12 protein-coding genes are annotated in these 15,127 nt (G+C 72.9%); 5 read left to right on the top strand and 7 right to left on the bottom strand.

Annotated features, from left to right (window positions below; all coding sequences use genetic code 11):
* Nucleotides 1-20 precede the first annotated feature (20 nt).
* From R4Z63_RS06665 to R4Z63_RS06650, 4 genes are all read right to left on the bottom strand, one after another.
* Nucleotides 21-863, bottom strand: coding sequence for an AAC(3) family N-acetyltransferase (locus R4Z63_RS06665; RefSeq protein WP_037925663.1), 843 nt, complete (start codon nt 861-863; stop codon nt 21-23).
* Nucleotides 860-3,112, bottom strand: a complete 2,253-nt coding sequence (fxsBH, locus tag R4Z63_RS06660) for a radical SAM/SPASM protein FxsBH, inactivated beta-hydroxylase extension form (protein WP_384446914.1) — start codon at nt 3,110-3,112, stop codon at nt 860-862. The genes R4Z63_RS06665 and fxsBH overlap by 4 nt, the downstream gene beginning before the upstream one ends.
* Nucleotides 3,113-3,140: 28 nt before the next feature.
* A complete protein-coding gene (locus tag R4Z63_RS06655; RefSeq protein WP_384446916.1) occupies nt 3,141-3,362 on the bottom strand; it encodes an FxSxx-COOH-like cyclophane-containing RiPP peptide in 222 nt (73 codons plus the stop codon).
* Between the two features lie 236 nt (nt 3,363-3,598).
* Entirely contained in the window at nt 3,599-3,916 is a 318-nt protein-coding gene (locus R4Z63_RS06650) for a hypothetical protein (protein ID WP_384446918.1), read from the bottom strand.
* A gap of 341 nt (nt 3,917-4,257) precedes the next feature.
* On the opposite strand from R4Z63_RS06650, the gene R4Z63_RS06645 reads away from it, so the two are divergent.
* Together R4Z63_RS06645 and R4Z63_RS06640 are read left to right on the top strand one after the other, a co-directional pair.
* Nucleotides 4,258-4,950, top strand: a complete 693-nt coding sequence (locus R4Z63_RS06645; RefSeq protein WP_384446920.1) for a hypothetical protein — start codon at nt 4,258-4,260, stop codon at nt 4,948-4,950.
* A gap of 50 nt (nt 4,951-5,000) precedes the next feature.
* Nucleotides 5,001-5,534, top strand: coding sequence for a potassium channel family protein (locus R4Z63_RS06640; RefSeq protein WP_384446922.1), 534 nt, complete (start codon nt 5,001-5,003; stop codon nt 5,532-5,534).
* Between the two features lie 428 nt (nt 5,535-5,962).
* On the opposite strand, the gene R4Z63_RS06635 is transcribed toward R4Z63_RS06640, so the two are convergent.
* Nucleotides 5,963-6,865 (bottom strand): alpha/beta fold hydrolase, encoded by a 903-nt coding sequence (locus R4Z63_RS06635; protein WP_037925666.1) that lies wholly within the window; start codon nt 6,863-6,865, stop codon nt 5,963-5,965.
* Between the two features lie 329 nt (nt 6,866-7,194).
* Nucleotides 7,195-8,235: a YhgE/Pip domain-containing protein gene (locus tag R4Z63_RS06630; RefSeq protein WP_037925668.1), complete on the bottom strand. Its 1,041-nt coding sequence runs from the start codon at nt 8,233-8,235 to the stop codon at nt 7,195-7,197.
* A 163-nt stretch (nt 8,236-8,398) separates the two neighbouring features.
* Here R4Z63_RS06630 and R4Z63_RS06625 point away from each other — a divergent pair, with 163 nt between their 5' ends.
* The 3 genes from R4Z63_RS06625 (at nt 8,399) to R4Z63_RS06615 (ending at nt 13,961) form a co-directional block, all read left to right on the top strand.
* Nucleotides 8,399-11,944, top strand: a complete 3,546-nt coding sequence (locus R4Z63_RS06625) for a DNA polymerase III subunit alpha (RefSeq protein WP_384446924.1) — start codon at nt 8,399-8,401, stop codon at nt 11,942-11,944.
* On the top strand, nt 11,941-12,945 hold the full coding sequence (locus R4Z63_RS06620; RefSeq protein WP_384446926.1) for a DNA polymerase Y family protein: 1,005 nt from the start codon (nt 11,941-11,943) through the stop codon (nt 12,943-12,945). Before R4Z63_RS06625 ends, R4Z63_RS06620 begins: the two co-directional genes overlap by 4 nt.
* Nucleotides 12,946-13,100: 155 nt before the next feature.
* The gene (locus tag R4Z63_RS06615; RefSeq protein WP_384446928.1) at nt 13,101-13,961 is read left to right on the top strand and encodes an esterase/lipase family protein; all 861 of its coding nucleotides are present in this window, start codon (nt 13,101-13,103) and stop codon (nt 13,959-13,961) included.
* Between the two features lie 43 nt (nt 13,962-14,004).
* Here the strand turns inward: R4Z63_RS06615 and R4Z63_RS06610 are convergent, their stop codons facing one another.
* On the bottom strand, nt 14,005-15,096 hold the full coding sequence (locus R4Z63_RS06610) for a lytic polysaccharide monooxygenase auxiliary activity family 9 protein (protein WP_491522521.1): 1,092 nt from the start codon (nt 15,094-15,096) through the stop codon (nt 14,005-14,007).
* Between the last annotated feature and the right edge of the window lie 31 nt (nt 15,097-15,127).

Genomic DNA, 15,127 nt, shown 5'->3' with positions numbered 1-15,127 from the left:
TCCCCTCATCGTTCAGTCAATCAGCATCGGTTTTCGGTCATCCAGTCAAGGGCGTGGTCAACGGCTTCCGGGACGGAGAAGAGCATGGCCGACGCCCCGCCGACCCGCCCCCTGCGCACCCGCGAATCCGGGAACGCCCTGCCGATCTCGGCGAAATCGCCGTCATCCAGTGCGACGTCCTCGTATGCGGTCCACTCCCCCTCCTGGCGGGACCCCTGATACCCCTCCGAAAGATTCACCTTCACCACACACTCGTACATGCGCAAGGGGGGCTTCGGAATTCGATACTCCGCGAGATGGAAAGCGGTGCAGACGGAAAACCCCACATTGATCATCAGTACCTGTCCGCCCTCCCAGCACAGCTTTCCCAGGGGTGACTCCTCACCCAGGTGGCTTTCCAGGCGGTGCCCGTCGCAGAGCCGCTCCGCGTCCGCGCCGAGCGCGGCGAAAGAGGTCTGCGGGTGGGAGCTGCGTGCGGCGCCCGGTGCGGTGCGGACGGCCTCGGCGAGCGAGCCCATGCCCTGGCTGGGGGTGCTCGCCGGGTCGAAGGCGGGCATCCGCTCGACGAAGGCCCGCACCTCGGCCTCGTCCATCCCGGCGATCCGCTCCAGGTGGGCGTCGGAGGTCCGGGAATTCTGCGGGGTGAACGCGGGCACGACCAGGGTCCCGCGCGGGCCCAGGACGCCCGTCAGGGCGTCGCGCAGCTGCTCCGCGCGCAGCCCGGTCCCGCGCAGCGAGGCGTGGACCAGGAGCTGCATCCCCGGCCGTACGCCGAGCAGCCGCAGCTGCACCGCGAGCTGGAGGGTGCCCGCGGCCCGGCGGCCCCGCCCCGGTCCGGACGGGGCGGGGGAGTGGCCGCTCATGCGTCGACCGCCTTCAGCTCGTAGCGCAGCTCGGCCACCAGCTGTTTGCCGGTGACCGTCAGCTCGGCCGCGGCCGAGAGCCGGTCCAGGGCCTCGTGGATGAGGTCCGAGCCGCCCGGCTCGGGCCCCGCGGTGGCCCGCCGGTACGCCTCCACCGCCACCCGCTCGTGCACGTCCGCCAGCAGCCGTGACACGGGTACCGGGCGCGACCGCCACGGCGACGGGTGCTGCCACTCCCCGTCCAGCGCGTACAGGTCGGTCACCTCGGTCAGGGCGCGCAGCCGGGTCCGCCGCCGTCCGGTCAGCAGCGCGAGCGCGGTCTCCCGTACGCCCGCCGCGTACGGCACCCCGAGCGCCCCCGGCCCGTGCCGGCCGGCCTCGCCCCAGCCGCCGGCCCGCGGGCCGCCCGCGAGCGGGGTGAGCGTGGTCAGCCCGACCGCCGCCGCCCGGGCGAAACCGGGCACCGCCTTGTGCAGCAGCGCCCAGGCGCGGTCGAGCCGACCGCGCCACTCCTCGGTCTCGCCCGCGCCGAGCCGGAGCCGGGGCGGGCGGGGGAAGCAGTTGCGGTAGGGGTCGAGGTCCTCCAGCGCCACCGGCGCCGCGCCCGGGCCGGGAGACCAGGTGCGTACGGGCTGCCAGCGGGCGTCGCCCGCCGCCGGTCCGAAGCGGTGCTCGGAGCGGCCGTCCCGGGCGGCGTAGCCGTCGTCGGTGACGCGCAGGGAGGCCCGACCCTCGGTGCCCGGCTCCCCGAGCCGCAGCAGGCCGAGCGTCGGCAGGTACACCTCGCCGTCCCGGTAGGCCACCTCGGCCGGCAGGTCCAGCCCGCCGCGCAGCACGGCTGCGGCGGCCAGCGCGGTGAGCCTGCGGGCCGCCTCCGCACCGCCGGGCCGGCCGTCGCGCGCGGCGTCCAGCGACGCTAGCACCCAGGTCCGGGTGTACGGGTGGTCCAGTACGGCGTCCAGCGCGTCGGCGCCCGTCTCTCCGGCCCGCTCCACGGCGGCCACGAGCTCCCAGGCGTGCGCCCATGCGGGGTCGCGGGCCAGGTCCGTGTTCAGCCGGGCCAGCAGGATCCGGGTCAGCTCCTCCTGGGAGCGGGTCAGTTCGGCCGGGTCGGACAGCTGCGGGGCGGTCTCCCGGTGCGCCGTGCGGCCCTCGACCCCGTCGACCAGTTCGCGCAGGTCGGTGCAGTACACGGAGGGGTTGTCGAAGCCGTTGGGGTCGCGGTAGCGGTGGGTGTAGAGGCCGCCGCCGCACGAACGTACGACGGGGCAGCCGCGGCACGACTCGCTGACGCCCGCCAGGCCCAGCTGCCGGGCGCGGACCCCGGGATGGGCCGCGACCTGGTCGAGAGCGTGGTCGAAGACGTTGAACCCGGTGGCCGCGGCCCCCTCGAAGGCGCTCTTGAGGGAGTCCACCTGTTCCAGGGTGCCGTCGGTCTCGACGACGACGAGGTCGGTGGGGGCGAGGCCGAGCGACTCGGTGAGGCTGGGCCCGCCGCGCAGCGTGGACAGGAGGGACTCGAAGAGGCGGACGGGGACCGGGCGGCCCAGCCGCTCCCAGTGGTCGAAGACCCGCAGGAGCCAGCGGGCGTAGGCGTCCGGGGCGTCGTCGGGCCGGGCGGGCGGCGTTTCCCAGGTGGCGTGCGGGAGGAGGAAGTCCACGCGTGGGGGTTCGAGTTCGACCAGCGCGTCGAGCACGGCGACGGGGTCGTTGGCCACGTCCACGGTGCAGAGCAGGCCTTGGTAGAGGTGGCGGTAGGGCGCGGAGCGCAGCAGACCCACGGCCGCGAGGACCAGCGGATGGCTCGTCCGGCCGTCCGCGAAGCGGCGGTGGCGGTCGTTGGCGGCGCGGTCGCCGTCGAGGGAGACTCCGACCCGGACGCCGTACTCGGCGAAGAGGTCGAGGTATCGGGTGCTGAGCTGGAGCCCGTTGGTGTGGATGCGCAGGTCGAGTGCGGCGATCCCGGTGAGCGCCCGGCTGAACTCCTCGCAGACGAGTCGGAGCCGGGCCGTGCCCGCCAACAGGGGTTCCCCTCCGTGGAGAATCACCGTGACGGAGGGGAGAGCATGGTCACGGGCATGTTCGGCGAGCCTCGACGCGGTCTGTGAAACAACCTCCGGCGAGATCACTTTCGGCCGGGCTCGCCAGCTCTGATCTGCGTGTTCGTAGACATAGCAATGATCACAAGCAAGATCGCATCTGCTGTGAACTTTCAGGACGATCTCGCGAAATGCGATCAGGCCGGTCATTTGGCCAGTCTAGAGCTCTCGCTCCGCCTCAGAGTGCGGAGTTGAAGATCGGTGCCTGAACCGGACGGCCGGATTCTGCCGGGAGCACGCGATCGAGCGTCGCGACCGCGGACGCGGTTCCGATGTCGATCTTGGCGAGCGGGACCCGGCGGGCCTTGACCGTGCTGGTCGGGGGGGTTGCGGAAGTGTTCACGACACCGTCCTCGGGGAAGCCATAGGGAATGGGCATGTGAATGACAAACAGCGGCATGCTGCCGTCAAGCGTGGACTTTACTAGGCCACACCCCATTGGCAACCGAGACATGACGCCTGGTCAACCGTTCTATAGCGAGTGAGGCGTATTTCCCGAGGTGGCTTGTTCGGCCGTTCGCCGGACGGCAAGATCCAATTCTTCCGGCGGTGGAACCGGCAGGGGTTCGCGTCGGGCCGGACAGGGCTTCCGGGCGGGCCCGGCGCCGGGCGGGAACCACCCGTGACCTGGGCATTTCAGGGGGCGGTCGAAGTCCTGGCCGGCCCGGAGGCCGTGGTCACCGGCCCCGACGCGGGGTCAGGAGCCGCCGCGATGCCCGTCGAGGCCGCGGAGACCGCCCGGCCCGAGGGCCGGGGTTCGGCTGCGGCCGGCTGCCTGCCGTCGCCGCCGAACAGCAGCATGAGGACCGTGACGACCGCGGTGCCCGCGCCGATCGCGCCCACGAGGTCGCCCTTGGGTGCGGTGCCGGACCGCGCGTGCTTGTGGACGGCGTACCCGACGAGGAGTCCGGCGCCGAGTACCGCCATGCCGATGTCGTCGATGTGCCGGATCATGGGAGTGGCCTTCCAGGCTGGTGAAGTTCGGCCATGTCGAGCCGCATGCCGGCTTGCGGGGACTTCAATCCTCTCGCCTGTTCGTCGATTCCTTCCAGCGCCCGCCAGGCTGTGGGCAGGAGAGGCGAGCGGTTCGAACGACTCGCCTTGATCCCTCAGCAGCGCCGGATCCGGACTCGCTTCGTGCGCACGCAAGGCCGCGATCCAAGATCGCCGCGGGGTGGTGGGTCATCGGGGTTGCTGCGGGGCCCATCCGGTGAACCGTGCGGCTGCCGGCCACGCATGTGGCGTCCATTCCGAGCGGCCCCGGATAGGCTTGCGATCCGCCCATAACAGTCAAGGTGTTGCAGACCCGGCAAAGGATCACCGTGAAGTATCCCTCCGAGCCCGTGGGTGGGTCTGGCGGTTCTGAACAGGACGATCAGGCTCGCGGCGCTTCCGAGGCGGGCTCTGCCTCGCCGCCTCCTGGTGAAACCGCCTCCTTGGGGGCGGACGAGCTATGGATCGTCCTTGCGCTCCTTCCGACCAGCGGCGCCGCCGAGCGTTCGGTCGTGCACCTGGGCCGGGCGTTTCGCCGCAAGGCCCGCCACGGTCAGGCCGGAGCGTTCATCGTGACCCGCAATGGCGACGGTGCGTTCCAGCTCGTCCAATCCCGGTTCGTCACAGCCAGCGGCGTGCTGGCCGCCATGATGACCATGTCGGTTTCCGTCATGCTCGGATTCCATGGCCTGACCTCGGCCTTCAGAGGGGTGCAGGCCGGAGCCGCAGCGGTCCGCGCCTACAACACGGGGGTGGGGGCGGGGGCCGAGCGGGTCCGGGAGTTGCTCGATCAGGCGGGTGAGCAGGGAGCAGGCCTGGTGATCCGCTGCCCGGATGGCACGACCGCACGAAAAGTGGAGGACGACGTGGCGCGCTATGCCACCGATCACTGGCGCGGCCCACGCTCGGTGTTTATCGATGCTCTTGTGCACCGGGGCGGCGAGTACGACTGGCTGCGCCCGGCCGCCGGTGAGCCCGCTCACCGCAGGCGGTAGGCGATGCCGGTCCTGGGAACGCGAGAGCAGGCGCCGTGAGCCCGCGGCGCGTGCTCGAATTGGAGCGTGATCCTCGACGGCGGGCGATCCTGCTCGCCGTGCTGTCGATCGCCCTGACCTGGATCGTGCTGACAGCTGTCTACTACGTTCTTCCCATCGGCAGCCACCTCACGGGGAGCGCCGCCACACGCCTGACCATCGGGCTGCTGCTGTTCGCGTTGCTCCTGCTGTACAAGGCGGGAAGGGTCTCAAGGTCCGAACTGCCAGGTCTGCGCGCGGTTGAAGCCTTGGCCAGTGTGATCCCACTGTTCCTCGTCGTCTTCGCGAGCACCTACCTGGCCATCGCCTCGCCGTCCGCCTTCAGCGAGCCGCTCGACCACACCAAAGCCCTCTACTTCACCATTACGGTGTTCTCTACTGTGGGATTCGGCGACATCACGCCGAAAACCGACACCGCTCGTCTGCTTGTAAGCGTTCAGATGCTTCTCGACCTCGTGGTGCTCGGCGCCGTGGTGCGGCTGTTGACGACGGCCGCCAGGACCGGCCTCGCCCGGAGCCCGCAGGAACCCCCGGCCGAACAGTGAAGCGGTGGTCGATGCCGACCGGGCCGGCCTGAGCGCGACAGCGTCGAGCCCGACCGGGGCCTCAGTACATAAGGCGGCGCAGACCGGGAGAGCGAGTAGTTCAAGGACTCTCGGTCCCCGCTGCCGCATCGATGTGAACGCCCCGGAGAACCACACCTTGTGCGTCGGACGTGACCGCCAGCCCAGGCCCGACGTTGTCGTCTTTCACGTGGAAAATGCTCCCGCTTGGAACGATCTGTGTCGTGAGCATTCAGATCACGCCAGATCAGAAACACGTCTGCCTCCGGCCTCAAGATCCGGACTCGCATCGTGAAGCAGCCGGGCCGGGCCCGTCCGCCAGTGGCGGCCGACACTTGGCAGTTGATCAACCTTTCCACGGCGAGCGCCGCCACGTGCCCCTCGGAGGGTCCTGTGAGGGTGAACTGCCCTCAGGCGGGCTGCTGTTCGCTCAGCTCCGGTGCGGGGAGGTCGCGCAGCAGCCAGTTGAGCACGTCGGGCAGTGCACGCAGGGCCGCGAAGTGGGCGGCGGTCGGCTCGATCGTGGCGGTGGCCCCGGGGATCCGGCGCGCCAGCCAGCGGGAGTGACCCACGGGGGAGAACACGTCGAGCTCCCCGTGCCAGATCAGCACCGGACAGCGGATGTCGGCCGGGTCGAAGCCCCAGGAGCGGCTGGAGGCGAGGACGTCGTCGATCCAGCCGTACGCCGAACGGCGCAGCCCCTCACGGTAGTTCCGCAGCAGCATCGACCGCAGCCCGGCGTCCGAGACGATCATGCGATCGTTGGCGGTCAGTTCCCGGCGCAGTTCGTCCAGCAGCCGCCCCGGGTCCTTGCGGATGCCGGCGGCGCGCGGGATCAGCCGGGCGGCCAGTTCCTCGGGGTCGGCGAAGGCGGTGGTGTACTCCTTGACGTTCGACGCCGCCATCCCGGCGAACCAGTCCAGGTCCTCCGCGTCCCGGGGAGCCAGCCCGACCATGGCCGCGGTGCGGGTGACCCGCTCCGGCAGCAGGGCGGCGCAGGCGAGGGCGCCGGCGGCGCCCCCGGAGCGGCCCGCCACGGCGAACCTGTCCAGACCGAAGGCGTCGGCCACGGCGGCCACGTCGTGGGCCACGTCGGCGACGGTGCGGCCCGGATGACGGTCGGAGCCGCCGTAGCCGGGTCTGTCATAGGCGATGAGCTGCATCCGGCGCTGGTAGAGGACCATGCCCCGGGGGGCCGGTCCCAGGCGGCTGCCGGGCATGCCGTGGAGCAGGAAGACGGGTCTGCCGTCCGGATCGCCCCAGCGCTCCACGGTCAGAGCGCGCCCGTCCGCTGTGCGCACCTGATCGCGCACGCGCTCCCTCCCTCACGATCGGTGTGGGTCGTCATGCCGATTGTGCTCGCTGGGGGAGGAGTGCGGTAGGGCGCACTTCGGGGGTGGTTCTTGTGGAGGTTCCCGGGTGCGTGCGCCGTCGTCCGGTGGGGTTCGCGCTGCGGGAGCGCTCCGGCCGGAGGCGGCCGGAGGGGCGGGGTCGGCCCGGAGGGGCGGAGGCGGCCGGGGCGGCGGCCCGTGCCCGCGGGGCGGTTCGGTGCGGTCGGGGGCGTGGTGGAGGGGCGGTGCCCGGTCGGACGATCGATCCCCGCCCGGTGGCATCGCGCACCGGCTCGCCGGTGCCGGCGGCCTCACTGTCGGTCGAGGCCCACCGGGGAGCCCGGACGGCCTCGGCGGAGGGCCGCGCAGGCCAGGGTGACCGCCGAGCCGACCGCCGCCCAGGCGGCCAGCACCAGCATCGGCCCGCCGGCGCCGTTGCCGCGGAAGTACGTGATGGAGCGGGCGGCATACGTACCGGCGCCCGGTGGCAGGGCCGGCCCGATGGTGCTCCAGAACGGTGGCAGCAGCGGGTAGGGGTAGGCGCCGCCCGCGCTCGGGTTGCCGAGCACCACGACCAGCAGGATGGCCAGGCCGATGCCGACCACCCCCGCCAGCCCCTGGAGGGCGAGGGTGATCGCGCCGACCGCGAAGACGACCAGGGTGCCGAGCCCCCACAGGCCCCAGATGCTGCCGGGCAGTGCGTCCAGGACCGGGCCGGCGATGACCGTGCCGAGCAGTCCGGCGGCGATCGCGTACGCGAGCAGCGCGCCGAGCCGGATCACGGCGCGGTGCGTGTTGGCGGGCCGCGCACCGGCGCTGATCGCGAGGATCGCGGCGCACAGGTAGCCGCCCACGCACCAGCCGATGACGAGGTAGAAGGAGCTCAGGCCGCGACTGTCGCCCTTGGCGGCCGGGGCCACGTCGGTGACCCGCACGGTCCGCCCCTGGGCCCGTTCGGCGGCGCCCACGACCTCTTCCAGGGCCTGGGACAGCGAGGCTCCGGCGCCCGAGGCGACCAGCAGCCGGTCGGTCCGGCCGGCCGGGTCGATGATCAGCGCGCCGTCGACGTCCCGGTCCCGTACCCCGGCGAGCGCTGCTGCCTCGTCCTCGACGACCCGGGGGGCGAGCGGGTCTCCGGGCAGGGCGCCGAGCTGCTGCGCGGACCGCTCGGCCACCGGTGCGGCAGGCGCGGTCACCGCGATGGGGATCTCGCTGGGCCTGGGATGGTGGAAGGCCCCGATGTACGAGGTGATGAAGGCGAGCTGGAGCACCAGCACACCCAGGACGAGCAGCGCCGCCCGGGTGGTCACGGCGTCCTTGATCTCGGCGAGGAAACCTTGGGACGGGGTCATGTCTCACACGCTCGGCGTGCGGGGGACGGGCCGCAGCAGGGGCGGGCCGAACGGATGACACACCCCCACCCAGGTGCTCGAACAAGTGTTTCGCACGGATATTCGATTTGCTCTATGGTGGAGAGCGGGGGTGGTGTTCGACGAGCGAAGCAGGAGGCCGCGGGTGCCTGGTTTTACGCATCTGCACACCGTTTCGGGGTTCTCCGTGCGCTACGGAGGCTCGCACCCGGAAAGGCTGGCGGAGCGTGCCGCCGGGCGGGGTATGGACGCCCTCGCCCTGACCGACCGCGACACCCTCGCGGGCGCGGTCCGGTTCGCGAAGGCGTGTGCCGGCGTGGGCATCCGGCCGCTGTTCGGCGCGGACCTGGGGGTGGCCCCCGCCGCCCCCTCCGCGGCGGGCCCGGCCGGGCCGGGGGGCTCGACCGTGTCCGCCGCGGGCGGCGGTCCGGGTGAGGCCTCGTATCGGCGGCGCACCCCCGTCAAAGGTGGGGCCTTCCTGGACGAGTCCGCAGCCCGGGCCGTCTTCCTGGCCCGGGACGGGGCCGCCGGCTGGGCCGAGCTGTGCCGGATGGTCACCGCCGCCCACGCCGGGGCCGCCGAGGTGCCGCTCGTCCCCTGGGACGCCCTGCGCGGGGAGGGCGTCTTTGTCCTGCTCGGGCCCGGCTCCGACGTGGGGAGGGCACTCGCGGCGGGCCGCCCCGACCGCGCCGCCCGGCTGCTCGCACCCTGGCGGGAGGTCTACGGCGACTCCCTGCGCCTGGAGGCCGTGCACCACGGCCGTACCGGCACCGGCCCCGGCTCGCTGCGGCTGGCCGCCCGTACCGTCGGCTTCGCCGCCGAGCAGGGCGTCCCGGCCGTGCTCACGAACGCCGTCCGCTACGCCGACCCCGGCCAGGGGCCGGTCGCCGACATCCTCGACGCGGCCCGCCGCCTGGTGCCCGTCGACCCCCGTGGCCCCCTCGACACCGGCGAGCGCTGGCTCAAGGCCCCCGCCGCCATGGCGGAGGCCGCGGACCTGATCGCCCGGGCCGCCGGTCTCGGCCCCGCCGACGCCCGACGCCTGCTCGCGCAGACCCGGCACACCGCGGAGGCCTGCTCCGTGGACCCCGAGGACGACCTCGGCATCGGCTCCGTGCACTTCCCCGAGGCCCGCCTCGTCGGCGCCGCCCACCGCAGCGCCCAGCGGGTCCTCACCTCCAGGGCCTCCGCCGGCATGGTGCTGCGCGGCTACGCGGGCGACCCCGCCTACTGGGAGCGGATGCACCACGAGCTCGACATCATCGCCCACCACGGCTTCGCCTCCTACTTCCTGACGGTCGCCCAGGTGGTGGACGACGTGCGGGAGATGGGCATCCGGGTGGCGGCCCGCGGCTCCGGCGCCGGCTCACTCGTCAACCACCTGCTCGGGATCGCGCACGCCGACCCCGTCGAGCACGGCCTGCTGATGGAGCGCTTCCTGTCCAAGCGGCGGCGCGTCCTGCCCGACATCGACATCGACGTGGAGTCCGCCCGCAGGCTGGAGGTCTACCGGCGGATCATCGACCGGTTCGGTGCCGAGCGCGTCGCCACCGTCTCCATGCCCGAGACCTACCGGGTCCGTCACGCCGTCCGCGACGTCGGCGCCGCCCTGTCCATGGACCCGGCCGTCGTCGACCGGCTCGCCAAGGCCTTCCCGCACATCCGGGCCCGCGACGCCCGCGCCGCGCTGGAGGAACTGCCCGAACTGCGCGACGTGCGCGGGCAGTCGTACGGGCGGCTGTGGGAGCTCGTCGAATCGCTGGACGCGCTGCCGCGCGGGATCGCCATGCACCCGTGCGGGGTGCTGCTCTCCGACGCCTCGCTGCTCGCCCGCACGCCGGTGGTCCCCACCAGCGGGGAGGGCTTTCCGATGTCCCAGTTCGACAAGGACGACGTGGAGGAGCTCGGGCTGCTCAAGCTGGACGTGCTGGGGGTGCGGATGCAGTCCGCGATGGCGCACGCGGTCGCGGAGATCCGGCGCGGCACGGGGGAGGAACTCGACCTGGACGACCCGGTGCAGGTGCCGCCGGGCGACCGGGCCGCGTACGAGCTGATCCGCTCGGCCGAGACGCTGGGCTGCTTCCAGATCGAATCACCGGGCCAGCGGGACCTGGTGGGGCGGCTCCAGCCGTCGACCTTCCACGACCTGGTCGTCGACATCTCCCTCTTCCGCCCGGGACCGGTGGCCGCCGACATGGTGCGGCCCTTCATCGAGGCCCGGCACGGACGGGCCCCGGTGCGCTTCCCGCACCCGGACCTGGCCGACGCGCTGCGCGAGACGTACGGGGTGGTGGTCTTCCACGAGCAGATCATCGAGATCGTGGACGTCATGACCGGCTGCGGCAGGGACGAGGCCGACCGGGTGCGGCGCGGTCTGTCCGACCCGCCGTCACAGGCGCGGATCAAGGTCTGGTTCGCGGCGAAGGCGACCGAACGCGGCTATCCGGTGGAGGTGATCGCCCGTACCTGGGAGATCGTGGAGGCCTTCGGGTCGTACGGCTTCTGCAAGGCGCACGCGGTGGCCTTCGCCGTGCCCACCTACCAGTCGGCGTGGTTGAAGGCGCACCACCCGGCCGCCTTCTACGCCGGGCTGCTGACGCACGATCCGGGGATGTACCCGAAGCGGCTGCTGCTGGCGGACGCGCGGCGGCGGGGCGTGCCGGTGCTGCCGCTGGACGTGAACCGGTCGGCGGCCGCCCACCGCATCGAACTGGTGTCCGAGGAGGGTGGTGTGTGGGGGCTGCGGCTCGGGCTCGCCGACGTCCACGGCATCAGCGGGGCCGAAGCGGCCCGGATCGAGTCCGGGCAGCCGTACGCCTCCCTGCGCGACTTCTGGGACCGGGCCCGTCCGGGGCGCCCGGTCGCCGAACGGCTGGCCCAGGTGGGCGCCCTGGACTCGTTCGGCGCCAACCGGCGCGATCTGCTGCTCCACGTGACGGAACTGCACGGCGCGCAGCGGGCCGCCGGCGCACGCGGCTCCCAGCTCCCGCTGGAGGGCGGCCGGTCCACGGCCTCCGTCGGGCTGCCCGACCTGACCGATGCGGAACGGCTCAGCGCCGAGCTCGGCGTCCTCGGCATGGACACCTCACGGCACCTGATGGGCGACCACCATGCCTTCCTGGCCGAGCTGGGAGTGATCCCGGCCCGCCGGCTGCGGGAGACCGAGCACGGGCGGACCGTACTGGTCGCGGGCGCCAAGGCGGCCACCCAGACCCCGCCGATCCGGTCCGGGAAGCGGGTCATCTTCACGACCCTCGACGACGGCACGGGCCTGGTCGACCTGGCCTTCTTCGACGACAGCCACGAACGGTGCGCGCACACCGTCTTCCACTCCTTCCTGCTACTGGTGCGAGGTGTCGTGCAGCGCAGGGGCCCGCACAGCCTGAGTGTGGTCGGGGCGGCCGCGTGGAACCTGGCGGAGCTGGTGGAACTGCGGTCGGCGGGCGGCCTGGACGCGGTCGCCGCCCGTCTCGCCGAGCCGGCCGGCGGTCCCTCTGGCGGCCCCACCGGCGAACCGGCCGCCGCGGGCCGGAATGCCGCCGACGGGGAGCCGGCCGCGAAGGAGCCCGGGCGCACGATCCGCATGTCCACGGGATACGAGATGAACCCCTGGGCCGATCTCCGGCCGCCGGGCACCGGCCCCGCGACCGGCCGCAGGCTGTGGCACTCCAGCCCGGGGAGCGCGGGATGAGCGCCACCGGGAAGACCGTGATGTGCCTGCGGCTGCGCCCCGCCGGCGGAGGACCGCTCGGGGCCGGGGAGTACGCCGGGGTGCTCGCGCTGCTCGGCGGGATCACCCCGGCCGTGCAGGCCCTGCCGCCCGACACCGCCCTCGCCGACGTTCGGGGCGCGCTGCGCTACTTCGGCTGCGACGCCCGCCGGTTGGCCGCCCTGATCCGGGTCCGGGCCCTCGCCCTGCACGGGGTAGACGCCGCCGTCGGCGTGGCCGGCAACCCCATGCTGGCCCGTGCGGCGGCCCGCGAGGCCCGGCCCGGCGGGACCCTGGTGCTCCCCGAAGACCCGGCCGCCGTGCGGGACTTCCTGGCGGACAAGCCCGTCACGGCACTCGACGGGGTCGGCGCCGGGGCTGCCCGCACCCTGTGTTCCTACGGCCTCGACTCCGTCGGCCGGGTCGCCGCGGCCCCGCCCGCAGCCCTGCGGCGGATCCTCGGCGCCCGGCTCGGCCGCGAGGTGCACGAGCGCGCCCTCGGGATCGACCGGACCCCCGTCCGGCCGGGCTCGGTCGCCCGGACCCTCGCCGCCGAGCGGCTCTTCGACCGGGACGAGCTGGATCCCGCACGGCATCGGCGGGCCCTCCTCTCGCTGACGGAGGAGCTCGGCGCGAAGCTTCGTACACAAGAGGGCGGGCGGGTGTGCCGCGTCCTGACGCTCGGCGTCCGCTGCGCCGACCGCACCACGCTCACCCGGACCCGCACCCTGGGTGAGCCCACCGCGCACTCGGCCGCCCTGACCGCCGCGGCCTACGCCCTCTACGGCGGCCTCGGCCTGCAACGGGCCCGGGTCCGCGCGCTGTCCCTGCGGGTCGAGGGCCTGATCCCGGCCGAACGGGCCGTGCGGCAGCTCAGTCTCGACCCCGAGGACGAGAAGGCCCGCCGCCTGGAGGCCGTCACGGACCGGGTCCGTACGCGGTTCGGACCACACGCCATTGCCCGCGGCACGCTGGCCGCCTGACGGATGGTCGGACGACACACCAGTTTTTACCGACGCGTAACTTCCCTGTTTTGCTACTGGCCCGTAATTTAGCGGCAGCAGCCCCCCTTGTGATCCGGATCACGGGACGAATCCCCACGCTCATCCCCTTGAGTCGACCGCAAGGAGATCACACGATGCTGCCCTGGAGACGCCTGCTCCGCCCGCTGGCCGTCCTCGTCCTCACCGCCGCCGCGCTCGTCGCCCCCACCGGCGCGGCGCAGGCCGCGTCCGCCCCCAGCAGTGGCTGGAACAACTGGTCCTGCAAGCCGTCCGCAGCCCACCCGCGCCCCGTCGTCCTCGTCCACGGAACCTTCGGCAACTCCTGGGACAACTGGCTCGGGCTCGCCCCCTACCTCGTGCACCGCGGGTACTGCGTCTACTCGCTCGACTACGGCCAGCTGCCCGGCGTGCCCCTCTTCAACGGGCTCGGCCCCATCGACAAGTCCGCCGAACAGCTCGACGTCTTCGTGGACAAGGTGCTCGCCGCGACCGGCGCCCCCAAGACCGACATCATCGGGCACTCGCAGGGCGGCATGATGCCGCGCTACTACCTGAAGTTCCTCGGGGGCGCGCAGAAGGTCAATGCCCTGGTCGGGCTCGCCCCCGACAACCACGGCACCACGCTGCTCGGTTTCACCAAGCTCCTCCCGTACTTCCCCGGGGCCGGCGACCTGATCAGCAGCGCGACCCCCGGCCTCGCCGACCAGATCGCCGGCTCCGCCTTCCTGCAGAAGCTCAACGAGGGCGGGGACACCGTGCCCGGGGTCAAGTACACGGTGATCGCCACCAAGTACGACGAGGTGGTGACGCCGTACCGGAGCGGCTTCTTGGAGGGGCCGAACGTACGCAACGTCGTGCTCCAGGACCTGTGCTTCCTGGACCTCTCGGAGCACGTCACCATCGGGCTCACCGACCGGATCGCCTGGCACGAGGCGCTCAACGCCCTCGACCCGGCCAACGCCGAACGGACCACCTGCGCCTCGGTGTTCGACTGACACCGGGTGCGGGCGGTCCGCTCCGGGGACCGGTCCGGTTCGGCTAGCGCCCGTGGCGGCCCGCCGTCGTCGCACGGCGGCGGGCCACCGCGAACAGCACGGCCGCACCGGCGACCAGGGCGCCGGCCCCGGCGATCGCGATGGACGGGGTGGCACTGTTGCCGCCGGTCTCGGCCAGGTTGCCACCCGCCGAGGAGCCCGAGCCCGCCGGGTCCACGGAGCTCGCGGAGGCGGGCGAGGACGTGGACGGGAGGGGCGCGCCGGCCGCGCCGGCCGCGCCGTTCGTCTTCGGGTCGTTGTCGCCGTGGCCGTTGTGCTCCACCGAGGACTTGCCGGCGCCGTCGGAGATCTGCTCGTCGGTCGGGGCGGAGGGCTTGTCGGACGGCTTCGACCCGTTGCCGTTCCCGTTGCCGTTCCCGTCGCCGGACCCGTTGCCGGACCCGTTGCCGGTGCTGGGCCGGGTGCTCGGCGCGGCCCCCGTACCGCCGTTGTCCTTGCCGAAGACCACGTCGGAGCAGGTGTAGAAGGCCTCCGGGCTGTCGGAGCGCTGCCAGATGCTGTAGATCAGGTGGCGGCCGGACTTGTTCGGGACGGTCCCGGAGAACACGTAGTCGCCGCTCTGCATGCCCGGGTCGGTGGCCTTCGCGAACGGCGCGGGCTCCAGATCGGACCACTTCAGCGGCTTCGACGGGTCGTAGCCGTCCTTCGTCACGTACAGCTCGAAGGAGCCCTTGTGCGGGGCCGTGCCCTTGTAGCGGAAGGTGTGCGGACCGGCGGACATCGGGCTGGCCGGCCAGTCGCCGCGGGCGAGGTCCAGGCCCCGGTACTTGTCGTTGCCGGCCGAGCACAGCCGGCCGTTCGGGATCAGCGTCCGGTGGTTCCCGGCCGCGTTGGCGATGTTGACGGCGTTCCAGTCGTAGAACGCCTGGGTCCCGCTCGCGGCGACGGCCGCCTTGCACGCCGCCGACTTCGGTGACTCCGGTCCCTCCGCGTAGCATGCCGCGACCCGGCTGACCGGGTCGGTCATCGAGCCGTGGGCGGCCGCGGGAACGGCGGCGTACGCGGCCAGCGCGAGCGGGGCGAGACCGGCGGCGGCGATGCGGATCGGCGTCACGGTACGGCGGCGTGCGGGCATGAGCGGGTCTCCTTCGGGCAAGGCGGGGGCG

It is taken from the genome of Streptomyces sp. PL-29 (genome assembly GCF_058344425.1).
The sequence above is the reverse complement of the archived record's forward strand: the minus strand, read 5'-3'. Positions and strand labels throughout refer to the sequence as shown.